Below are 21956 nucleotides of genomic sequence, written 5' to 3'. Positions count from 1 at the left end.
TCCGTTGTCCTCAGGCGCCCATGGCCTTCTTCAGCTCGGCTGCGGCGTTGCGGTAGACCGCCAGCAGATCCAGGTCCTCACCCGGGTAGTTGACGATCTTCACCTGCTTGGCGCCGGAGTCGGGCAGCACGGTGCCGGTGGACATGTGCGCGTTGTCCAGCACCAGCGCCGGCTTCTTCCCGGAGAGTTCGGCGAGCTGCGCCGGGGTCACCGCCTCGGGCCCGTACGTGCCCACCGTGGTGGCGCCGGCGAGCTTCGCCGACCAGGCGGTGAAGACCTGGGTCACGACGGACGGGCTCCGGCCGCCGGGCCAGCCGGCCTGGAGCTCCTTGTTCAGCTTCGCGTACTCGGTGTCGAAGCCGGTCTTCCACTGCGCGGCGGCGGTCTCGGTGCCGAAGAGCCCGCCCAGCCGGGCGACTTCGGCCGCCACCTTGTCGGGGTCGTTGTCGAGGTTCACCTCGACCAGCTTCGCCTTGGAGCCCGCGGCCTCCTTGATCTTCGCGGCGTACGGCTCGAAGGGCGCGTACAGCACGAAGTCGGCCTTGGCCACGGCGGCGAGGTCCGACGGCTTGGGGTCGTAGTCGGGGGCGTGGTGGACGGACTGCGGCACGATGACCTTCACGTCCTCGGCGCCTGCGGCCTTCGCGAAGGCGCCCTCCCACGTGGTGGTGACGACCACGACCGGCTTCCCGTCGTGCTGGGGCCTGGCGTCGTCGGACGAGGCATCGTTCCCGCAGGCAGCGGTCAGGAAGAGGGCCGCGCTCAGTGCGAGGAGGGAAGGGATACGGACGCGGGTGCGCGCCATGAGCTGATTCTCCGTTCGGGTATGAAGTGGACCGCGAGGACCAGCGCCCCCGCGGTCAGGACGAGGACCGGGCCGGGCGGCCAGTCCAGCCACAGGGCCAGGAGGAACCCCGTCAGGTTCACCGCGACGCCGATGCCGACCGCCCAGAAGGTGATCGACTTCAGTGAGCTGCCCAGGCGGCGTGCGGCGAGTGCGGGCAGCAGGGTCAGGGCGTCCACGAGCAGCGCGCCGGTGAGTTTGATCGCCCCGGCGACCGCGATGGCGACCAGGACCAGAAGTACGGCCGTCAGGGCCCGCACCGGGACCCCGGAACACAGGGCGAGCTCGCGGTCGTACAGCAGCAGGCCGATCTCGCGCCGCCGCCACCAGAACAGGCCGGGTACGACGACGGCCAGCCCGCCCAGCACGACGAGGTCGGCGGTGCCGACGGACAGGATCGACCCCCACAACAGGGCGAAGGCGCCGGAGGCGTTGACCCCCGACACGGCCAGCAGGAGCAGTGCGGCCGCGATGGCCAGACTCATCAGCAGGCCCATCGCCCCCGACAGGCCGTCCGGGGTGCGGGCGAGCGGGGCCACGCCCGCACCGGCCAGCGCGCACGCCACCAGCGCGCACAGCATGGGGTCGAGCCCGGTGAGCAGCCCGACGGCGATGCCCAGCAGGGCGACGTGCATCATCGCGAACCGGACCGGCATGATGTCGAGCCCGACGATGACCACTCCGATGACCGGCAGCCCGATCGCGGCCAGCAGCAGGGCCACGGCGGCCCGTTGCACGGGCAGCAGCGACAGGAGTTCGGCGAGGTCGGCGGTGGCCAGGGTCACCGGACCTCCCGCAGCCGGCCCGCGGCCATCTCCAGGACGCGGTCGCAGCGGTCCGCGAGACCCCGGTCGTGGGTCACCACGATGAGCGTCACCGGCAGGGAGGTCAGGACGTCCGCGGCCTCCGACTGCCCGTCGAAGTCGAGCGCGGCCGTCGGCTCGTCGGCCAGGAGCAGTTCGGCTCCCGCGGCGACGCATCCGATGGCCCGGGCCAGGTACATCCGCTGCAACTGGCCACCGGAGAGGGTGTGCAGGGGCCGCCCTACGAGCGGTCCCACCCCCAGCCGGTCCGCGGCTTCGGCCGCCTCCGCCGGAGCGTTGCTGGCGGCCAGCAGCTCGGCGCCGAGCAGGGGGAACCGGCCGGCGGCCGGCTTCTGCGGGATCCAGGCGCAGGCACGCCGCCGCCAGGCCCACTCGGCGGGCGAACGGCCCTCCCGGCCGCCGACGAGGATCGAGCCCGTGGTCTGGCGGTGCAGGCCCAGTACGGCACGCAGCAGCGTCGTCTTGCCCGAGCCGTTGGTCCCGGTCAGCGCCACGCGTTCACCGGCGGCGATCTCCAGATCCACGTCGGCGACGGCCTCCACCCGGCCATGACGGCAGACGACCTTCCGCATGCGCACATCCAGCCCGCCCATCACACGCCCCTCGATCGTCCTCGGCTGTGTGGGAAGACGAGGCTCCGTCTCCCACGCGGCAGTAGTCGGATGCGGGGCGTCCGGGGTTCCCGCGATCCCGGACCGTTTCCGTCGTGGCCGGCCGGTCGACGCGGTTGGTGCGGCAAGGGCCAGCCGGGCGGGTGGTTCCGGTGGGCAGATGCGAGGGGGTGACCGCGAACCGGATCAAGGCGTCCTACGGTCGGTCCTGTGCGGTTCCCTTCCGGCCGCGCGCCGCGTCCACGTAAGAGGTCGACGTTTCATGAGTCTCAGCATCCGCAACCAGATCGCAGGCACCGTCACCGCCGTCACCGTCGGCGAGGCCATGGCGGCGGTCAAGGTCCGGCTGGAGGGGGGCCAGGAGATCACCGCAGCGATCACCGCCGACGCCGTCAAGGACCTGGGCCTCGCCACCGGCTCCGCGGTCAAGGCGCTCGTCAAGGCCACCGAGGTGGCCCTGGCCACCGGCCCCGTCGAGGGGCTGTCGATCCGCAACCAGATCCCGGGGACCGTCGCCGACGTGGCCACCGGCCCCGCCATGGCCTCCGTCAAGGTGGACGTGAACGGCGGTGGCCTGACCGCGGCCATCACCGCCGACGCGGTCGAGGCGCTGGGCCTGGCCGCCGGCTCCTCCGTCGTGGCGCTGATCAAGTCGACCGAGATCTCCCTCGCCACCGCCTGATCCGCGCTCAGATCCCCGGCGTCGCCAGGGCGCCGAACCACACGTGGGTGACCGCGCTGACATAGCGCGCCCCGCACCGGTCCGAGGGGACCACCAGCTGCGCCCCCGCCTCGTCGAGCTCCTCCCCGTCGAGACGGGTGGCCAGCAGCACCGGGCTGTCGCCGAAGTCCACGTCCAGCTCGGCCCAGGCGAGGACGGCGTGGTGTCCGTCCCCGCCGCTGACCGCGAGCAGGAACCGCGAGCGGTCCTTGCGGCGCCGCGCGTCGAAGGCCGGACCGGCGCCCGCGACCACGTCGCGCAACAGCGCCCCTTCGAACACGTGGTGCTGCGGGCCGTTGGTGGCGCAGTCGAACACCACCTCCGTGCGGTGCTGTTCCCATTCCCGCAGGTCCGCGACGCTGAGGGTCGCCGGGTGGTCGAGGTCTCCGTGCAGCATGAGTTTGGCCATACGAGTCCGATGCCCAGACTTCTTCATTCCGGAAACGTATCTGCCATCTTTATCTCACCATGTAACTCGCATGTGGGCATCACTTCCGCATCATCGGCTTGCATTTTCCGCCACACCACGGCCTGGCCGGCGCAGGGGCGCTCGGTGTGCTTGACCCCGTGCACGGCGCCCTCGATGGCGCGGTACCCGGTGCAGCGGCAGATGTTGCCCTTGAAGGCGCGCGGGAGGTCGTCCAGCTTGCCGTCGTCGTGGGCGGTGCCCTCCTCCGCCTGGAGGGCTGCGGTCGTCATCAGGAAGCCCGCCGTGCAGAAGCCGCACTGGAAGCCCTGCGCGTCGAGGAACTGCCGCTGGACCGGGTGGAGTTCGCCGCCCGGGCGGGCGAGGCCCTCGACGGTGGTGACGGATCGGCCCTCGGCCCGTACGGCCGGGTAGAGGCAGCTGTGCACCGGCTGCCCGTCGACGTGGACGGTGCAGGCGCCGCAGTCCCCCTGGTCACAGCCCTTCTTCACGCCGAACCAGCCGCGCTCGCGCAGGTACGTGCGCAGGCACTGGCCGGCCCGCGGCTCGTCCTCGAACCGCTGCCGGTTGATCTCGATCTCGTACGTCATCGGTGTTCCTCGGGTGAGAGCTCGCGGCGGATCTCCTCGGCCAGGCGCAGCGCCATGTGCCGCCGCCAGTCGGGCAGTCCGTGGATGTCGTCGAACCACTCGGCGGGCCGGACGGCGGCGTCGATCGCCGCGCGCAGTTCGGCGGCGGTGGGCGGCAGCGCGGACCAGAAGCGGAAGGGGCGGGTGGTGGCGGCGGTGACCGTGACGGCGAGGGAGCCGTCCGCGGGGTCGCAGGCGCCGATCACGAGGGCGCCGGAGCGCCCGAGGCCGTAGAGGGAGGCTTGCCGGAAGGCTGTACGGGAGTCCAGCGTGCGCGGGGGCAGGCGCACGGACCGGAGCAGCTCCCCGTCGCGGAGGTCCTTGACTCCGGCGCCGCGGATGAAGTCGGTGACCGGGAGGCGGCGGGTGGCGCCGTCCTGGCCCTGGAGGAGGACCGTGCCGTCGAGGGCGGCGGTGAGGGAGATCATCGGGCCGGCGGGCAGGTTGTTGCAGAGGTTCCCGCCGACGGTCGCCATGTTCCAGATCTTGAAGCTGGCGAGGAAGGCCCGGCAGCACTGCTCGAAGAGCGGGGCCGCTGTGGTCGGCAGGGTCCGGGCGAACCGCGAGAGCTCGGTGATGGTGCAGGTCGCCGCGATGTCGAGGGAGCCGTCGGGCTGCCAGGACAGCGGCGGCCAGCCCATCCGGGAGAGGTCGACCAGGCGGCGGATGTGCGGCTGCGGCTCGGAGAAGAGGTACGTGCCGCCGCCCAGCCAGGCGTCACCGGGACGCCAGGGCTCGCGACGGCGCGCGTCGCGCACGTCGAGCACCGTGTTGAGATCCAATGCGTGCCACCAGCCTTTCCGGCCCCGGCCCTCGGCCGCTCGGCCGCTCCGGCGGTTCCTGCGGTGCCGGCGGACCCGGCGGTTCCGGGCCGAGAGGGAACACCCGGGGGGTTTCCGCCAGTGAAGCAACGGGAGGCGGGGCGGGACGACTGGTCCCGGACACGGAATCGGACGAGCTCGGCCACCCCCGCCCTGGAGAATCAACCAAGAGGCTCACAAGGTGCTTCACCTAGCATTTACGATGAGTCAGCCTCTATTCACCTCGCGAATGTGGGTCATCGCCCACCGCAAGGAGTCCCCGCCATGCACGTCCTCGACCTGCTCCAGCTCGACAGCCTCGGCCTCAGCCTGCTCTGGGGCGAGGAGACACTTCTCGGCCAGGAGGTCGTCGGGGTCACGGCCACCGACCTGGAGGAGCCCGGCCGGTTCCTGGGGCCCGGCGAGCTCGTCCTGAGCGGTCTGGTGTGGTGGTCGGAGGGCGACGCGGCGAAGGCCGACCGTTTCGTCACCGCCCTCGCCGAGGCCGGGGCCACCGCCCTGCTGGCCGGGGAGGAGACCCACGGCAGGGTCCCCGACGAACTGGTGGCCGCCTGCCGGGCCCACCGGGTGCCGATCGTGGCCGTCCCCGCCCGGACCAGCTTCCGGGCGGTGACCGAGGCGGTGTACCTGCGTCAGTGGGGCGACCTGAGCCGCCGCCCGACCCGGCTCTTCGCCCTGCCCGAGAACGTGCGCGCCGAACTTCGCCGGCTTGTGGAGGGCGGGGCCGGCCCCGCCGAACTGCTGGACCGGGCCTGCGCGCACCTGGGCAAGGTGTCCTGCTACCTGCTCACCGCCAGTGGCCGCACGGTGGCCCGTACGCCGTCGGCCCCCGCGCTCCCCGCCCCGCGGCTGTCGACCGCCTCGGCGCGGGGCGGGGTCTGGCTGCGGATCGAGGCCGAGAGCTCCCCGTACGACGCCTGGCAGCTGCACGTGCCCGACCCGGACGCGGCGCCTCCGCGGGTGCTCCACGAGATCGCCGAGGTGCTCGCCCAGTGCCGGGGCGGGCAGGCGCGCCGGCTCGCCGCGGACCGCGCGGCCGGACAGGAGCTGATCGGCCTGCTGGAGGGGACCTCGACGGGCTCCGCCCCGGCCGACACGGGAGCGCTGGAGGAGGCGCTCGCCGCGGCCGGACTGCCCCCGGGCGGGCCGTACCGGGTCCTGGTGGCCACCTCGGGCGACGCCCTGGCGGAGGGGCTCGGGCACCTGGAGAACGCCTCGTACGCGGTCGGGCGGTCGGTGGCCGTGCTGTACGAGGACCCCGCCGCCGGCATCGAGGCGACGGGCCGGCTCCGCGCGGTGTGGCCGCTGCTCCAGCAGTGCGGGGGCCCCGAGGCGGACCTCCGGCTGGGCGTCGGGGCGCGGGCCGAGGGCGCGGAGGGGCTGCGCGCCTCGCTCAGCCAGGCCCGGTTCGCCCTGACCGCGGCGGACGAGGCGGCGCCGGTGCGCGCCGTCGAGCAGGTGGACACCCTCGCGGAGCTGATGGCGGGGGTCCCGCCGGAGGTGCGGGCGGTGTTCGGGACGCGGATCCTGGGGGCGCTCGGGGACGGGATGCTGCGGGAGACCCTGGAGGTCTTCCTGGCGAACAACTGCTCCTGGGCGCGCACGGCGGAGGCGCTCCACCTGCACGTGAACACCGTGCACTACCGGATCGAGCGGGTCGAGGTCCTGACGGGCCGGGACCTGTCCCGCCTCGACCACAAGCTGGACCTGTACGCGGCGCTGCGCTGCGGGTGACGGACCACCGGCCCGGCTACGTCAGGTCGATGTGGACGTCGGTGGACTTCACCCGGGCCGTGACGGTCGCCCCGACCGTGATGCCGAGCGCCTCGACCGACTCCCTGGTCACCACGGACACCACGCGGTGCGGACCCGACTGGATCTCGACCTGGGCCGCCACGTCGTCGAGCCGCACGGCGGTGACGATCCCGGCGAAGGAGTTCCGTACGGAGGTGACGGCGGCGCCCGCCGGTACGGGGTGCAGCCCGGCGGCACGTTCCTTGGCGAAGGCGGCGAGGACCACGCCGTCGACGGCCCGGGCCCCGTCCGCGGCGCGGACCGCGGCCAGACGTCCGGTCTCGGCCCAGCGGCGGACGGTCTCGGGGCTCACGCGGAGCATCTGGGCGGCCTGCCCCATGGAGTACGACGGCACGCCCGCAGCCTAAGGGGTGCCGCGGGCCTCAGGCGGGTCCGGGGCGGCCCGGTTCTGCGACTGCAGCGACTTCGTCAGGAGCGAGCCCGCGACGATCAGGGCGACGCCGAGCCACCACATGTCGTCGAAGATCAGGACGGCGATCCCGATCGGCACCAGCAACCCGGCCAGGGGCAGCAACAGCCCGGCCAGTCGGGGCGGTTCGGGGCCCTGCCCGGTCGCCTCCCGGGTGGCGCGGGCTCGGACGACATCCGGATACCAGACGGTGAACTTCAGGGCCGCGACGATGGCCAGGATCTGGATGATCCAGCCGGTCCAGATGTTGTTCGGGTTGTGCAGGACCAGGTCCCCGTAGGCGCCGGCCAGGGCCGCCACCAGGAAGGCGAGCCCCCACACCCCCGTGATCACGTAGTTGGTGCGGACGAAGCCGGGCGTGTGCCAGAGGGCCGGATCGACCTGCTCGCGTGCGTACTGGATGGTGAAGGGCATCCCCACGGCCATGGAACCGAAGGCGATCACGGCGAGGGTGACGTTCGCGACCTCGCCCGCGTACGTCTCCAGCCAGCGCAGGGTGCCTTCGCTCGCCAGGGCCCCGATGACGGCCAGCGCGGCGAAGAACACCACGTCGGCCAGTTCCAGCAGCTTCCAGGAAGTGCCCCGGTTGACCAGGCGGCTCAGCACGATCAGGGTGACGACCGCCGCCAGGGCGACGCCGACCGCGATCTCGAACCGTCCCGGCCCGACCAGCAGGGAGAACAGGATCCACGGCGCCATCCCGACGACCGGGTTCTCCAGGAACCCGGCCACCGGGCCGGTGGCCGTGCCGTCCGCCTTGGTCCGCACCCTTCCATCGTGCGCGGGCGCCGGATGACCGGCCAATCGACGTGCGGCGGCGGCCGGGGCGGACGCCGGCGGACGTCGAGGCACCCGGGACCAGGGGTCCCGGGTGCTCGTACCGGTCTACCGCTCGCCACCGGTGCCACGGACCCCTGAGGATCCGTGACGATCCCTGGCGATCGCTACGGCGTCTGGCGGCACTGGCCGGTGCGGGGCCCCTGCACGACGGTGCCCGCGTGGACCAGTGACGGCGCGTTGCCCTCGCAGCGCAGCGGTCCGGTGACTTGGTTGGCCCGGAACGCCGGGACGCTCTCCTCGCCCGGCAGGCCGCTGCCGCCGCTGGTGCCGTTGCTGTTGTCGTTGATCCTCACCGGGCCGGTGATCGTGTTGCCCGAGGCCTGGAGACCGCCGGTGTTGCCTTCGAGGGTCAGCGGTCCCTGGAACGTGTTGCCGGCGCAGGCCGTCGCCTCACGGTCCGATCCGATCAGGACGGGGCCGGTGCTTCGCGTGACGGAGACCGGGCCGGTGAGGTGCGACCGGCAGACGGTGAGGGCGAGAGCACCCTCGGCGGACACGGGTCCCGTGACACGGGCGTCCGAGAGGGCCAGGGCGCCTCCCGGAGCCACGGTGACCGGCCCGGTCTGGCTGCCGCCGGAGGCGATGCAGAGCGCCTCTCCGGCGGCCACGGTCAGGGCGCCGTGCCGGGCCGTCGTGATGCAGGGCAGGCTGAAGCCGACCGTGACGTCGGACGGTGCCGCCGTCGCGCTCGGGGTGTGCCGTGCGTCCCCGCCGTACGTCGCGGTGATCGAGTGGGAGCCGGGCTGGAGCGAGCCGGTGCGCAGCCGGGCCTGTCCGGCGTCGAGCGGCACGGTCCCCAGCGGGGTCGTCCCGTCGAAGAACGTGACCGTCCCGCCCGGGGTGCCCGCGGTCGGATTCGCCGAGGCGGCGGTGGCGGTCAGGGTGACGGCGTGGCCGAACAGCGGTGTGGCCGTGTCGGCGGCCACCGCGAGCGTGGACCCGTACCGGAACGAGACGATCGCCTTGCCGTTGCCGCGGTTGACGCCCGGGAGGAGGGCGACATCGGAGGCCGTGGCCGCCGCGAAACCGCTGCCGCCTCCGCCGCCGGCGCCGTAGAGGTTGTCGGGGTTCCCGCCGCCGGAGCCACCGCCGCCGCCGAAGTAGCCGCCTCCGCCGCCTCCGCCGCCGTTGCCCCCGCGGGCGCCGTTGCCGCCGGGGCCACCGCTGCCCGGGTTGGGCTGCCCGGTGTTGGGGTCGATGTCGCTGCCGGGGATTCCGGGGCCGCCGAGGCGCGAGTTGGGGCTGCCGGTCCCGTGGGCCGTCTGGGTCGCGCCGCCGCCGGCGACTCCGGAACCCTCGCCTCCGCCGCCCTGGCCGCCGGGCTCACCGGCGGGGCCGCCGCCGTGGCCGCCGCGCAGCAGGGGCCCGCCGTTGCCCGCGCCCCCACCGCCGCCCGCGACCACGACCCGGTCCGCCGGGCCGAAGGCGTCGACGCGGACGTCGGTGGCGCCGCCGCCGGAGCCGCCCCCGCCGTGCGAACCGCCGCCGCCGGCCCCGTGGCCGGTACCGCCGGGCCGGGCGTACTCGCCGCGCCGTGAACTGCCGGAGCTGCCGGCGCCGCCCACCGTGATCTGGAGGTGTTGGCCGGCGCTCACCGCGAGGGTCGCGCGGGTCTCGCCGCCGAGGCCGCCGGGCGCGCCTTCGTTCGGGGGGTTGGGGGTGACGAAGCCGGCCGCGCTGCCGCCCTCGGCTCCGAACACGTCGACGGTGGCTGCGCTCACGCCCTCGGGAACGGTGAAGGTGTCCGTGCCCACCGCGGTGTAGGCGCAGGTGGGGGGTGAGGCGGTGAAGGTGCCGCCGGCGCCGCACGGTGATGCGGCGGGCGCCTGTTCGGCGGTCGCGGGAACGGCCGTGAGTACGGCTGCCAGGAGGCCGGTCACACCGGCCGCCATCGCTGTCTTGGAACGAAACATGGTCAACGAGGGTCCAAACGAGGGTACTTGGAAGGGGATGGGATGCGCCGCCCCTCGGCCCCGTGGAGCGGGGCCGGGGCGGGACGGGCACTGCGCAGGCGGGCCCGGACCGGTTCCGGATGGGCCCGCCTGCGGACAGCGGCTGCCGGCTGCCGGTGGCTCGGACGCTTCGGGCTCGGACGTCGCCGCCGGCCGCTTCGGGGTCAGCGGTCCGGCTCGGACGGCCTGCTCAGACGTCCGTCTCAGACACCGTCGTCGGCGCAGAGCGCCCAGGCGTCGGAGTAGGTGTTCGGCGAGCTGCCCCCGCCGGTGTGGGTGAAGGCCGTCCAGTAGGCGGCGGTGGTGGTTCCGTCACCGACCGGGGTGCCGCCGGAGTTACTGGGGTAGCTGCCGTTGAGGTGGTCGCCGACGGAGCCGGGTCCGGTGAAGTTGGTGGTCGTGACGTTGCCCCCGCTGATGGCGGCGCCGCCACTGACCAGCTTGCCGTCCCCGCCGTCGCAGCCGACCGTGACGGTCTGGCCGCTGGTGGCCGCGGTCGGGCCGCTCACCTCGCTGTGGCGGACCTTGACGGTGGCGCCGCTGACGTTGATGCCGTTGCCGCTGCAGATCGCGTAGGCGTACGTGGTGTTGTTGCTGTTGCCGCCGCCTCCGTTCCAGCCGACCGCGCTCCAGGAGTCGGGGTTGGTCTCGCCGTCGGCCGCGGCCTTCTGGCCGAAGCCGTGGGCGGAGTCGTTGAAGGTGGGGAAGCCGGCGATCGGCTTGAGGCTGCCGACGCTGGCCGGGGTGATGCGGGCGCCACCGCCGATCAGCCGGGTGTTGGCCGGGCAGGTCGCTGTGACCAGGCCCACCGTCCCGCTGGTGGTGGGTCCGGCGATCTTGTTCATGACCACCTGGGTGCGGTTGATCAGGTTGCTGGTGAAGCACATCGCGTACGGGGTGCTGGAGAAGGAGGCGTTCACCGCGCCCCCGCTGCCGCCGATGCCGAGCCAGTACGTCACGTCGGTGCCGACCACGCCGGTGGAGCCGGTGTACTCGGTGCTGCCGTCGGGGCTCGGCGAGGTGCCGTTGATCTTGTTGCCGTTGGACGAGGTGCCGGTGCCGATGGCCTGGTTGATCCCGCCACCGGAGATCAGGCCGCTGCTACAGGCCGCGTTGGTCGATATCTCGGAGAAGGCGGAGCCGGGCCCCATGGTGGCGCCCGGGGTCTTCACCGTCACGCCGACTGTGTTGGCGTACGCGATTCCCGGTACGGCCAGGGCCAGCAGGGCGCCCACGACCAGCGCCTTCCCCGCGGCGGTACGCCGCAGAAGCATCTTCCTCATCAACTTGTCCCTTTCGGAGGTGGATCTCGGCTTGGAGGCGGCCACGGCCGCACGGGCTCCGACGCATCCGTCGTGGTTCTCAGGACTTCGGTCTGACCGAGGTGTTCGGCACGGCGTCGACCAGGTCGTGGACCGCCGTGACGTGATGGGTGTGCGAGTTGCGCTTGCGGAATGTATCAGTCAGATAAGCCTGCAAGTAAGGCGGATTCCGTGATTTCACCTAGCAGATGCTGTACTCGCCGGTAGCGGGTGAAAGGGTGCGGTCCGACGAGCCGGCGGCGGTCCGGTGACGTAGCGTGGAAGGCGCCTGCCCGGCTCGGCCGTGCTCTCGAACGCACTCCGGGGGAGGCAGATGTCCACCTCGGCTCCACCTTCCCGGCTGCTTGCTGCGCGGGACCACGGCCCGCCGCCGGCCACCGGGTGCCTGTGCACCGGGTGCCTGTTCACACCTGGCGCCGGTTCACCGGGCACCGGAAGGAAGGCGCACGGAAGGGGATCCTTCGTGACCACGCTTCTCGCATACCGCAGCAACAGGATCGTCGAATTGATGGCCGAGCCGGCCGAAGGCCGCGGTGCGGACTGGCTGAAGGACGCGCTGCAGCAAGCCATCATGCTGGAACTCGCCACGCTTCCGCCCTACTTGTGCGGTCTGTGGTCGATCAAGGACCCCTCCGAGGACGGGGTCGCGGCCGAGGCGATACGGCGGATCGTCTTCGACGAGATGTCGCACCTGGGCCTCGCCTGCAACCTGCTCACCACCATCGGGGGAGTTCCCCGCCTCGCCGACGAGCGCACGGTGCCGAAGTACCCCGGCCCGCTGCCCGGCGGCGTACGCCCGGAGCTGTCCGTCTTCCTGAGCGGGCTGACGAAGGAGTCGCTGGACCTGTACGCGCGCATCGAGGAACCCGACGCCCCGGTCGCGGACGCCGAGGGCGCGACGCACACCTCGATCGGGGCCTTCTACACGGCGGCCCTCGCCGTGTTCCGGCAGCACGAGGGCCTGATCACCGGCGCCCGGCAGCTGAAACGGCGCATGGCTCACCACGGCACGGGCAACAGCATCGAGCCGCTCACCTCGCTCGCGGCCGTCGAGAAGGCCATCGGCATCATCAAGGAGCAGGGCGAAGGCACGTCCGGGTCACCGGCGAACCCCCACCCCGGGGAGGACGGCGAACTCGCCCACTACTACGTCTTCCGGGAGCTCTTCCTCGGCCGCAAGCTCATCAAGACCTCGGAGGCCCCGGAGACGTGGGCGTTCGCCGGCGAGGACATCCCGATGCCGGCGGCCCATCCCATGGCCACCGTCCCGCTCGGCGGCTGGGAGGCGGCGGGCCCGCTCGACGCCGACACCAGGCGCCGGCTCGGCGACGTCAACCGCGCGTACAGCCAGATGCTGAGGTTCCTCGAATCGGCCTGGCAGACGGATTTCCCGGCCGAGGCGGACGATCTGCTGACCGAGGCGGTGGGCCAGATGTTCGAGCTCGAGGGCCCGGCGCGGATGCTGATGGAGCGACAGCTGCCGGACGGCAGCGGCAGGACCTACGGCCCGGAATTCCGGTACGTCGACGCCTGAGACACCACTTCCGGCGGTCGGCGCGGCCGCGTTCGTCTGTCAAGTCCCGAACATTCGCATCATGACGTGTACCGAGGTCGGGGGCTTACTCAAGACGTGGGCTCACGCACAGCAAGTGGCCCCACCCGCGTCGACTCGTGAAGGGACGGGCTGTCCGCCCGCCTCCCTCTTCACCCTTTCTCGCGGGAGCGGAACCTCCACTGGTTCCGCCTCTGAGACGTGGAGGCCATGGTTGCGATAGGGAGCCAGAGCATGCGCATCACAGTTGATCGCCCGATGTCCTGCGGCGGGGGGAGAGTGTCGTGACTTCCTTCCCCCCTCCGTCCGAGCGCCCCACCGGCCCCCCGGCCGGTCCGCTGTCCGATCGGCCGACGAACGAGCAGCCTTCGCCCCCACCGCCCCCTCCTCCGCCACCAGCGCCTCCGCCCCGGTCCGGACCCCCGGGTCCGCCGGCCGGCAGCGGCAAGCCGGACGAGCCTGGCCGCCGCCGAGGGTCGGCTTCCGGATGGCGGTCGCGCAGGACCCTGCTGAGCGCGAGCACCGCGGTGGTCATGGCGACGGCCGCGGTCATCGGCTTCACCATCATGGGCGGGGAGCGGGCTGCCGGCGGCGAGGTCTTCCTCCAGGCAGCCTCGTCGGCCGGCCCCGATCCGTTCACCCCTTCGACGGTCACGGCGACGGAGTCCGAGGCCGCCGTGGTCCCGCCCGCCACGAGCGGCGAGCGCACGATCGAGGTCAACGGTGCGCACCCGGGTCTGTACGGGGGCACGCGGAACGTCGCGAGCTGCGACGTCGAGAAGCAGATCGGGTTCCTCGTGCGGCACGCGGACAAGGGGAAAGCCTTCGCCGCCCCTCTGCGCGTCCGGCAGGCCGACATCCCTTCCTACCTGCGGTCTCTGACGCCCGTCCGGCTGGGCTGGGACACCCGGGTCACCAACTACGGGTACAGGAACGGCGCGCCCACCAGCAACCAGGCGGTCCTGCAGGCCGGCACGTCCGTCCTGGTCGACGACCGCGGCGTCCCCCGGGTCCGCTGCGCCTGCGGCAACCCCCTTTCCCCGCCCGTCGCCGTCCAGGGCAATCAGGCGTACAGCGGCACGGCGTGGCCGTCGTTCGAGTCCTCCGACCGCGTTGCGGTCACACCCGCCGAGAAGCCGGTGAAGGCCGTCGCGATGTTCGACCAGGACCGCAAGGACTGGTACGCCCGCCCGAGCGGCGACGCGCAGGGCAAGAACGACCAGGCGATCCCCCCGCCGAAGGGCCACACGCCCGACGCGCCGTACCCGTCCCTGCCGTCGCCCCAGCCGGAATCAGCGGAGAAGCCCCCCGACGGGGAGGAGCACGGGGAGCACGACAAGACCGGGGACAAGGGAAAGCACCCGGGCACGCCCCCCGGCCAACCCCCGGGCAACGCCCCCGGCACCAATCCGGACCAAGGCCCGGGCAAGGCCCCTGGCGCCAAGCCCGGCCAGGACCCCGGGAAGGGCTCCGGCGAAAAGCCCGCTCAGGACCCAGGCCAGGACCCCGGAGCCAATCCGTACCAAGGCCCGGGCAAGGCCCCCGGCGACAAGCCGGGTCAAGACCCCGGGAAGGGCTCCGGCGACAAGCCGGTCCAGGCCCCTGGCGACAAGCCGGACGAGGGTCCGGGGCAGGACTCGGGTAGTAAGCCGGGTCAGGACCCGGGGAAGGACTCGGGCCGGCCTCCTGGGAGTGACTCTGGCACCAAGCCGGGCAGCGAGCCCGGTCAGGACCCGGGCCAGGATCCTGGCGACAAGCCGGACGAGGGTCCGGGGAAGGACTCGGGTAGTAAGCCGGGTCAGGACCCGGGGAAGGACTCGGGCCGGCCTCCTGGGAGTGACTCTGGCACCAAGCCGGGCAGCGAGCCCGGTCAGGACCCGGGCCAGGACCCTGGCGCCAAGCCGGACGAAGGTCCGGGGAAGGACTCGGGTAGTAAGCCGGGACAGGACCCGGGGCAGGACTCGGGTAGTAAGCCGGGACAGGACCCTGGGCAGGACTCGGGTAGTAAGCCGGGACAGGACCCTGGGCAGGACTCGGGTAGTAAGCCGGGTCAAGACCCTGGGCAGGACTCGGGTAGTAAGCCGGGTCAGGACCCGGGGAAGGACTCGGGCCGGCCTCCTGGGAGTGACTCTGGCACCAAGCCGGGCAGCGAACCCGGTGAGGACCCGGGCAAGGACCCTGGCCGTAAGCCTGGCCAGGGCCCGGGGGAGGACTCCGGTGGCAAGCCGGACGAAGGTCCGGGGAAGGACTCGGGTAGTAAGCAGGGCCAAGACCCCGGCAATCAGCCGGATCAAGGTCCGGGGAAGGGCTCAGGCCAGCCTCCGGGAAGTGACTCTGGTACCAAGCCGGATCAAGGTCCGGGGAAGGGCTCGGGCAACGATCCTGGCAGCAAGCCGGGCCAGGACCCGGGGAAGGACTCTGGTGGCAAGCCGGGCAACGAGCCTGGTCAAGACCCCGGAAAGGGCTCCGGTGGCAAGCCCGACCAAGGCCCTGGGCAGGACTCGGGCCAGCCCCCTGGGAGTGACCCTGGCACCAAGCCGGGCAATGAGCCCGGTCAGGACCCGGGCAGTAAGCCTGGCCAGGGCACGGGGGAAGACCCCGGTGGTAAGCCGGGTCAAAACCCGGGCCAGGACCCTGGTGGTAAGCCGGATCAAGGTCCGGGGAAGGGCTCAGGCCAGCCTCCGGGGAGTGACTCTGGTACCAAGCCGGGCAACGAGCCCGGTCAGGACCCTGGGAAGGGCTCCGGTGGCAAGCCAGGTCAGGACTCGGGGAAGGATTCTGGTGGCGCGCCGGGCCAGGACCCGGGTAGTAGGCCGGATCAAGGTCCGGGGAATGGCTCGGGCCAGAATCCCGGGAGTGGCTCTGGTACCAAGCCGGGCAATGAGCCCGGTCAGGATCCGGGGAAGGGCTCCGGTGGCAAGCCGGGCCAGGACACCGGCAAGGGCTCGGGCAATCAGCCGGATCAGGGACCGGGTCAGGATCCTGGCCATGCGCCGGGGCAGGATCCGGGGAAGGGCTCCGGTGACAAGTCGGGTCAGGACCCGGGCCAAGACCCCGGCACCAAGCCGGACCAAGGGCCCGGGAAGGGCTCGGGTCAGAGCCCCGGAACTGGCCCCGGTACCAAGCCGGGTCAGGAGCCGGGCCATGATCCTGCGCACGAGCCGGGCAACTCGCCGGGCCGGGATCCAGACCAGGACTCTGGCAATGCGTCGGACCAAGGCGCCGTGAAGGGCTCTGGCGGCAAGTCCGGCTAAGCCCCCGGCATCAGGCCGAACCCAGGCCCCGGGCCCCGGTAATCATCCGGATCAAGGCCCGGGCCAAGACCTCGCAGTTGCCCAGAACCCAGACAGTTACGCGATCAACGAGGGGTCGGGGCCGCCCGCTCGTGGAGTGTGGGGGCCGTGCCGAGGGTCGCGTCCTGCCGCGCGGTGTAGGCCGTGCGCATCTCTGCGGGGGGCCGGTACAGCACACACTGGCGAAGCGGTCCTTCTGGCACGCTCGGATCCTCGAAGTCGTCGGCCGGGTCTCGGGTCATGCCGATCCGGCGCATCACTGCCTGGGAACGAAGGTTGTAGACGGCTCCTCATGGCCTCCCTCGACCTCGCGCGGATGGCCTTGGTGGCCGGGGCCGACGCCGTCGGAGGCAGCGTCGAAGCCGCCGACAAGATCCGTGGACGGATCCGCGCCCTCGGCCGCTTCGCCGTCGTCAGCGACGGCTTCGACCGCTTCCCGGACATCGTGGCGGCCGATCCGCTGCGCATCGCGATCGACACCCGGGCCGGAGGCGTCCCCGGCCACGAGGCCCGGCGGCTGCTCCACCGCGACCACCAGATCATGGTCGAAGTCGCCACCGACGCGGCGATCGTCGCGGTGGTCGGAGCCGGATCGGAGCCGGACTGCGACCGGTTCATCGAGGCCCTGCACACCCTCCCGCCGACGCCGACGCCGACGCCGACGCCGACGCCGACGCCGACGCCCACGCCGACGCCGGCCGAGGCCGACCGCGAAGAGCCGGTACGACTGTCCCTGCCGGAACCCGGGCCCTCCCGGATGACCGTGCGCGAGGCCTTCCTGAGCCCGGCCCGGGTGCTGCCCGCCGTGGAGAACATCGGACGGATCTCCGCCGACACCCTGGCCGCGTACCCACCCGGCATCCCCAACGTCCTGCCGGGCGAGGTCATCACCGCCGAGACCGTCCGCTTCCTCCAGCACACCGCGGCCGCGCCGAACGGCCACGTCCGCGGCGCACTAGACCCGGGCGTCACCCGCCTGCGCGTCGTCGCCTGAAGCCGCCGCCGCAAGCCCGCGCCCGAAGCAGACGGGAAGGTTCCTCCTGCCGGTGGGAGAATCGGAAGGGGCGGATCGGGGGCCGCTCCGTAGGAGTCCGGATGACCCGTGGTGTACCCCGCCGCGTGGCACAGACGGCGGTCGTGGCCGGCGCGAGCATGGCCGGGCTGTGTGCGGCGCGCGTCCTGTCGGACCGATTCGACGAGGTCGTGGTGATCGACCGCGACATCCTGCCGGACGAGGACCGGTGGCGTGCGCAGGTACCGCAGGGGCGCCAGCCCCACCTCCTGCTCCACGCGGGCGCGCAGTTGCTGGAGGAGTGGTTCCCGGGCATCACCGAGGAGCTTTACGAGGGCGGAGCCGTCGAGCTCGACGTCTGCCGCGACTTCTACTGGCACCAGGGCGGCGGTGCGCTGACCAGCCCGCCTTCCGCCCTCCGCGGCCCGATGATGTCCCGGCCGCTCCTCGAGGCGACGGTGCGACGGCGCCTGGCCCGGATTCCGTGCGTCACCCTGCGCGACCGGACCGCAGTGGAGGGGCTGGTCCCCGACGGTACGGGCACGCGAATCGCCGGGGTCCGCCTGGCCGGGCAGCCGCCCGTCCGGTGCGATCTGATCGTCGATGCCACGGGGCGTCAGGCGAGGAGCCTGGGCTGGCTCAAGGAACTCGGGTACGGGCCGCCGCCCCTGTCCGTGGTCACCGTCGACACCCACTACGCGAGCCGCCTCCACCGTCGCGAGGAGACCACGGCGCGGGACTGGAAGGCCGCGGCGGTGATCGGCAGCCCCGACAGCCGGCGGCTCGCGATGGCCCTGCCGCTGGAGCACGGCCGATGGATCATCCTGCTGGTGGGCGTCAACGGCGAGGTGCCGCCGACCGACGACGAGGGGCGGCTGGCCTTCGCCCGCAGCCTGGAGTCGCAGGTCATCGCGGACCTCATGGCCACCTCGGAACCGCTCGCCGACCCGGTGGCCCACCGGTTCCCGTCGAACCAGCGCCGCCACCTGGACCGGATGCGCCGCTTCCCGCTGGGCTGGGTGATGCTCGGCGACGCCATCGCCTCCTGCAACCCCGTCTACGGACAGGGCATGACGTCCGCCGCCCAGCAGGCGGCGGCGCTCGGCGCATGCCTCGACCACACGAGGGCGCTCGACCTGGCCTTCGCCCGCCGGTACTTCGGCGCCGCCGCACGCACGGTGGCCGCCCCCTGGTCCCTCGCCGCCGGCGGGGACTTCGCGTACGCGGGCACCACGGGACCGAAGCCCGCGGGAACCGATCTGCTCAACCGCTACATGCAGCGCGTCGTCCTCGCCGCCCAGCACGACGACGCGGTCGGCATCCGCTTCGGCGAGGTCGCGGGCCTGGTCCGGCGTCCCGAATGGCTGCTCACTCCGCCCTTCCTCCTACGGGTCCTGCGCTCCGCGCACTGAGTGGGGCGGGTGAAGGGGCAGCCGCGAGCCCCGGTACCCGCCCGTCGCACGGCAGGGGGCCCGGCTTGACGGAACCCGCCGCCCGGCGTAGTCCGGAGGCACGGGCACATGGCACATCAGATACTCGGGGGCTTCCGAGAGGAGTCCGATCATGCTCGGCGATCTGCTCGGTGACGAACAGGGACAGACCACCGGAATGAGGGTCCTGCACACGGACGACGGCCTGCACCCCGCGATGGAGGTTTCCTTCCAGGCGACGGGGACGCTGATGAGTGCGGCTGTGACCGACAGGGGGACGTACGAGTCGGTCATGCGGCCCGACGGGTCGCTCTACGGTGAAGGCCAGGGCATCATCATGACCCGGGAGGGCGACACCGTCACGTGGCGTGGCCAGGGCGTCGGCCACTTCGACGATTCCGGCGGCGTGCACTGGCGCGGCTCGATCTTCTACGAGACCGGGGCCCCGAGGTTCGCGGAGCTGGCGGGGACCGCCGGCGTGTTCGAGTTCGACACCGACGAGAGCGGCAAGATGGCGTCCAAGGTCTACCAGTGGAACTGATCCCGGCGGACGCCTGACCCATGCCCTCGCGGCACCGGAGCGGTTCGACGTTGCCCGAGGGGCAGATGGGCCAGATGGTCAGCGGGCGGGTGTCATGTCGTAGGTGACCCACATTGTCCGCGTGGCCACCTGGTCGTACTTCGCCCGCGCCCGGTGGTTGTCGTCGGCGGTGATCCAGCGGATCACGCTCCAGCCCCGCTCGGCGGCGAGTTCGCGCAGCGCGCCGAGCAGCAGGTCGGCGGCGCCCGAACCACGGTGCTCCGGAGCCACGAACAGGTCGTCGAGGAAGCAGCCGACCGTCGCGGAGAGCGGCCGGGCGAACGGGCGGTAGTGGGCGAGGCCGAGGAGCCGGCCCTCGGTGTCCTCGGCGACCAGCGCGCTGACCTCGTGCGCGGGGTCGGTCACCCACGACCACACCGTGGCGGCCGCTTCCTCGGTCTGCTCCACCTGGTAGAAGTCGGCGTAACCGCGGTAGAGGGCGCGCCACTGCGCGAAGTCCCCGGCCTGTACGGCACGCACGGTGATGTCGGACATGGGCAGGACTCCCGGGATCGAAAGGGTGTGGGTGGAGAATCGATCATGCTGGAGCCCGGCGGGCGTGGCAGCTGCCGCCGTGTCGAAACGCGGGCCGTCGGAGCGCCACCTTGGAAGGGTCGGAGCGCCACCTCGGAAGGTGACCCGGCGCGGCGCGGGCAGCGGCCCGATCAGGTTTGCGGCTGGTTGATGTTGACCATCCAGGTGATGCCGAAGCGGTCCGTGCACATGCCGAAGACGTCGCCCCACATCTGCTTCTCCAGCGGGACCGAGACCGTGCCGTTGCCGGAGAGCTTGTCCCAGTAGCCGCGCAGCTCGTCGGCGTCCTCCCCGCTCAGGCTCACCGAGATGTTGTTTCCGGGCGTGTACTCCGTCCCCGGCGGGTTGTCGGCGCCCATGAGCGTGAAGCCGCCGGTGGTCTCGAGCATGCCGTGCATGATCTTGTCGGCGGCGTCCCCGGCCTGCTTCTCGCCGAAGTCCGCGTACGTGTGCATCCTCAGGGTTCCGCCGAAGACCCCCTCGTAGAACTCCATGGCCTGCCGGGCGTCGCCGTTGAAGCTGATGTAGGGGTTGAGGCGAGAAGCCATGACAATCTCCTCTTCGTGATGATGTGTCATTTTTGCGCCAGATTAGGCGATATGGCGCCACCGGTCGGAGCGACTCCCCGGGGGTCGTGGTGGACTCGGGAACGCGCCGTCACCAAGTTGTGAAGGTTCTGCGGGACGCTGGTGCTCAGGCCGGCCCGCTCAGGCCATTCCGGCCCGGTCCGTCCCAGCCCATCCAGGCCCATTCCATTCCAGTTCAGCCCAGCCCGTCCCGGCCCGTTCCAGCCCGGCGCGTTCCGCGCCTCTCCTCGGGGGTACCACGCCATGAGCACCGTTCGCAGAGCCGCCGTCGTCCTTGCCGCCGTATCCGCACTGGCCCTGACCGCCTGTGGTCCCTCCGAGGACGGCGCGGCGGGCGGGCCCGAGCAGCCGACCACGACCCCGACGCAGTCCGCGACCCCGACGAGTTCCCCGAGCCCGGCGGGCTCCGCCACCCCGGCGAAGCCGACGAAGTCCGTGAAGCCGTCGAAGCCTGTGTCGCCCTCGCCCGGCTCCGACTTCGACGTCTTCCCGTGCAGCACGTTCGACGTGAAGTTCACGGCGACCCTGGCGGAGCCGACGACGAGCAGCTACCTGCTGAAGATCACCAACAAGGGCACCAAGGCGTGCAAGGCCCTGGGGCATCCGGTCGTGACCTTCGGCGATCTGGACGGGCAGGCCACGGAGCGGGGTGCGGCCCCCGTCATCGAGGACGCGATCCGGCTCGACCCGGGCGAGTCGGCCTACGCCGGCCTCATGGGCGGCGCGAACGACGGCAAGGGGAAGACCGTCGGCTCGATCGAGCTGACCCTGAACACCGAGTCCGACCTGGAGCAGACACCGCTCAAGGCGTCGACCCCCGGCCTGTACGTCTCGCCCGACAAGAACTCCGTCACCGCGTGGATGGACAACGCGGAGGACGCCCTCAGCCTGTAGCTGCTGCCCCGCGCATGCGCGCCGCCCGGCAACGGCGAAGCCCCTGCGCGCCGAACACCGCGATCGGCGCGCAGGGGCTCCCCGTGGCAGGCCGCTCCGTGACTGCGAGAGCCGCCAAGCAGTCCCGGAGGATGGTGGCCGCGGCTGGTCAACCAACAGTCGCAAGTTAATCATCCAAGAGGCAAAATCGCCATAGCAGCCAGCATTTGCCAGCCAATACGCGGGCAGAGTGTGGCGCCTGCGGATCCTCGGCGTGAGGTGGGGCGCCGCGATGGGGGCCGGGATATCGTCGAAGCAGGGGTGGTCATGGTGTCCGGGCCGGTTCGAGGGGTGGCGGGTGAGTCGGCCTCTCCGGGAGGCGACGTGTCATGCAGGGCGACCCCGAGGTCATCGAGTTCCTCAACGAGCAGCTGACCGCGGAGCTGACCGCGATCAACCAGTACTTCCTCCACTCCAAGGTGCAGGAGAGCAACGGCTGGACCAAGCTCGCCGCCTCGACCCGGCGCGGGTCGTTCGACGAGATGCGTCACGCGGAGGTCCTGACCGAGCGCATCCTCCTGCTCGACGGACTGCCCAACTACCAGCGGCTCTTCGCCGTGCTGGTGGGGCAGACGGTCACCGAGATGTTCCAGGTGGACCGCGAGGTCGAGCTGGAGGCGATCGACCGGCTCAGGCGCGGCATCGAGGTCATGCGCGCCAAGGGCGACGTCACCTCGGCGAACCTCTTCGAGGCGATCCTCGTCGACGAGGAGCGCCACGTCGACCACCTCGACGCACAGCTGGAGCTCGTCGAGAAGCTGGGCGAGCCCCTCTACCTCGCCCGGCTCGGACAGCCCGAGAGCTGACCCGGCATGCCCCA

Annotated in this window: 20 protein-coding genes and 2 pseudogenes; 9 read left to right on the top strand and 13 right to left on the bottom strand. The window is 72.1% G+C overall.

What is annotated here, in order from left to right:
* Positions 1-10 precede the first annotated feature (10 nt).
* Genes OG534_RS04615 through OG534_RS04605 form a run of 3 tightly spaced genes read right to left on the bottom strand, consistent with a single transcriptional unit; the run spans position 11 to position 2261 of the window.
* Positions 11-805 (bottom strand): metal ABC transporter solute-binding protein, Zn/Mn family, encoded by a 795-nt coding sequence (locus OG534_RS04615; RefSeq protein ID WP_326586785.1) that lies wholly within the window; start codon positions 803-805, stop codon positions 11-13.
* Positions 763-1629, bottom strand: a complete 867-nt coding sequence (locus OG534_RS04610; protein WP_326586784.1) for a metal ABC transporter permease — start codon at positions 1627-1629, stop codon at positions 763-765. Before OG534_RS04610 ends, OG534_RS04615 begins: the two co-directional genes overlap by 43 nt.
* The gene (locus OG534_RS04605) at positions 1626-2261 is read right to left on the bottom strand and encodes an ATP-binding cassette domain-containing protein (protein WP_326586783.1); all 636 of its coding nucleotides are present in this window, start codon (positions 2259-2261) and stop codon (positions 1626-1628) included. Before OG534_RS04605 ends, OG534_RS04610 begins: the two co-directional genes overlap by 4 nt.
* Positions 2262-2541: 280 nt before the next feature.
* Between OG534_RS04605 and OG534_RS04600 the strand changes: the two genes are divergently transcribed.
* A complete protein-coding gene (locus OG534_RS04600; protein WP_326586782.1) occupies positions 2542-2961 on the top strand; it encodes a TOBE domain-containing protein in 420 nt (139 codons plus the stop codon).
* A 7-nt stretch (positions 2962-2968) separates the two neighbouring features.
* Here OG534_RS04600 and OG534_RS04595 read toward each other — a convergent pair whose 3' ends face one another.
* From OG534_RS04595 to OG534_RS04585, 3 genes and pseudogenes are all read right to left on the bottom strand, one after another.
* A complete protein-coding gene (locus OG534_RS04595; protein WP_326586781.1) occupies positions 2969-3397 on the bottom strand; it encodes a molybdopterin-dependent oxidoreductase in 429 nt (142 codons plus the stop codon).
* Between the two features lie 128 nt (positions 3398-3525).
* A pseudogene (locus OG534_RS04590) lies at positions 3526-4017 on the bottom strand ((2Fe-2S)-binding protein); the annotation flags it as partial.
* Entirely contained in the window at positions 4014-4838 is an 825-nt protein-coding gene (locus OG534_RS04585; protein WP_326586780.1) for an FAD binding domain-containing protein, read from the bottom strand. The pseudogene OG534_RS04590 and the gene OG534_RS04585, both read right to left, overlap by 4 nt.
* 303 nt (positions 4839-5141) lie before the next feature.
* Here OG534_RS04585 and OG534_RS04580 point away from each other — a divergent pair, with 303 nt between their 5' ends.
* The gene (locus OG534_RS04580) at positions 5142-6611 is read left to right on the top strand and encodes a PucR family transcriptional regulator (RefSeq protein ID WP_326586779.1); all 1470 of its coding nucleotides are present in this window, start codon (positions 5142-5144) and stop codon (positions 6609-6611) included.
* 16 nt (positions 6612-6627) lie between these two features.
* Here the strand turns inward: OG534_RS04580 and OG534_RS04575 are convergent, their stop codons facing one another.
* The 4 genes from OG534_RS04575 to OG534_RS04560 all read right to left on the bottom strand — a co-directional run bounded on the left by OG534_RS04575 (position 6628) and on the right by OG534_RS04560 (position 11176).
* On the bottom strand, positions 6628-7026 hold the full coding sequence (locus tag OG534_RS04575) for a TOBE domain-containing protein (protein WP_326586778.1): 399 nt from the start codon (positions 7024-7026) through the stop codon (positions 6628-6630).
* Between the two features lie 9 nt (positions 7027-7035).
* Positions 7036-7869, bottom strand: a complete 834-nt coding sequence (locus OG534_RS04570) for a hypothetical protein (protein ID WP_326586777.1) — start codon at positions 7867-7869, stop codon at positions 7036-7038.
* A 176-nt stretch (positions 7870-8045) separates the two neighbouring features.
* Positions 8046-9854: an Ig-like domain-containing protein gene (locus tag OG534_RS04565; RefSeq protein ID WP_326586776.1), complete on the bottom strand. Its 1809-nt coding sequence runs from the start codon at positions 9852-9854 to the stop codon at positions 8046-8048.
* A 242-nt stretch (positions 9855-10096) separates the two neighbouring features.
* Positions 10097-11176, bottom strand: a complete 1080-nt coding sequence (locus OG534_RS04560; protein ID WP_326586775.1) for a hypothetical protein — start codon at positions 11174-11176, stop codon at positions 10097-10099.
* A 502-nt stretch (positions 11177-11678) separates the two neighbouring features.
* Here OG534_RS04560 and OG534_RS04555 point away from each other — a divergent pair.
* Both OG534_RS04555 and OG534_RS04550 read left to right on the top strand, forming a co-directional pair.
* Complete coding sequence (locus OG534_RS04555; protein WP_326586774.1) at positions 11679-12749, top strand: ferritin-like domain-containing protein; 1071 nt, start codon at positions 11679-11681, stop codon at positions 12747-12749.
* A 551-nt stretch (positions 12750-13300) separates the two neighbouring features.
* On the top strand, positions 13301-16021 hold the full coding sequence (locus tag OG534_RS04550) for a DUF6777 domain-containing protein (RefSeq protein ID WP_326586773.1): 2721 nt from the start codon (positions 13301-13303) through the stop codon (positions 16019-16021).
* A gap of 104 nt (positions 16022-16125) precedes the next feature.
* On the opposite strand, the pseudogene OG534_RS04545 reads toward OG534_RS04550, so the two are convergent.
* Positions 16126-16338: pseudogene (locus OG534_RS04545) on the bottom strand (hypothetical protein); the annotation flags it as partial.
* A 14-nt stretch (positions 16339-16352) separates the two neighbouring features.
* On the opposite strand from OG534_RS04545, the gene OG534_RS04540 reads away from it, so the two are divergent.
* The 3 genes from OG534_RS04540 (at position 16353) to OG534_RS04530 (ending at position 19043) form a co-directional block, all read left to right on the top strand.
* Entirely contained in the window at positions 16353-17054 is a 702-nt protein-coding gene (locus tag OG534_RS04540; RefSeq protein WP_326586772.1) for a hypothetical protein, read from the top strand.
* A gap of 101 nt (positions 17055-17155) precedes the next feature.
* A complete protein-coding gene (locus OG534_RS04535; protein ID WP_326586771.1) occupies positions 17156-18484 on the top strand; it encodes an FAD-dependent oxidoreductase in 1329 nt (442 codons plus the stop codon).
* Between the two features lie 151 nt (positions 18485-18635).
* Positions 18636-19043, top strand: a complete 408-nt coding sequence (locus tag OG534_RS04530; RefSeq protein WP_326586770.1) for a hypothetical protein — start codon at positions 18636-18638, stop codon at positions 19041-19043.
* 78 nt (positions 19044-19121) lie between these two features.
* Here OG534_RS04530 and OG534_RS04525 read toward each other — a convergent pair whose 3' ends face one another.
* Both OG534_RS04525 and OG534_RS04520 read right to left on the bottom strand, forming a co-directional pair.
* Positions 19122-19577, bottom strand: coding sequence for a GNAT family N-acetyltransferase (locus OG534_RS04525; protein WP_326586769.1), 456 nt, complete (start codon positions 19575-19577; stop codon positions 19122-19124).
* 170 nt (positions 19578-19747) lie between these two features.
* Positions 19748-20164, bottom strand: a complete 417-nt coding sequence (locus OG534_RS04520; protein ID WP_326586768.1) for a VOC family protein — start codon at positions 20162-20164, stop codon at positions 19748-19750.
* A gap of 282 nt (positions 20165-20446) precedes the next feature.
* Between OG534_RS04520 and OG534_RS04515 the strand changes: the two genes are divergently transcribed.
* Together OG534_RS04515 and bfr are read left to right on the top strand one after the other, a co-directional pair.
* Positions 20447-21097, top strand: coding sequence for a DUF4232 domain-containing protein (locus OG534_RS04515; RefSeq protein WP_326586767.1), 651 nt, complete (start codon positions 20447-20449; stop codon positions 21095-21097).
* Positions 21098-21465: 368 nt separating this feature from the next.
* Positions 21466-21942, top strand: a complete 477-nt coding sequence (bfr, locus tag OG534_RS04510) for a bacterioferritin (RefSeq protein WP_326586766.1) — start codon at positions 21466-21468, stop codon at positions 21940-21942.
* The last annotated feature ends 14 nt before the right edge of the window (positions 21943-21956 follow it).

Origin of the sequence: Streptomyces sp. NBC_01294, assembly GCF_035917235.1 — a bacterium.
Taxonomy (GTDB): Bacteria; Actinomycetota; Actinomycetes; order Streptomycetales; family Streptomycetaceae; genus Streptomyces; species Streptomyces caledonius.
This window is presented reverse-complemented; position numbering and strand designations above follow the sequence as displayed.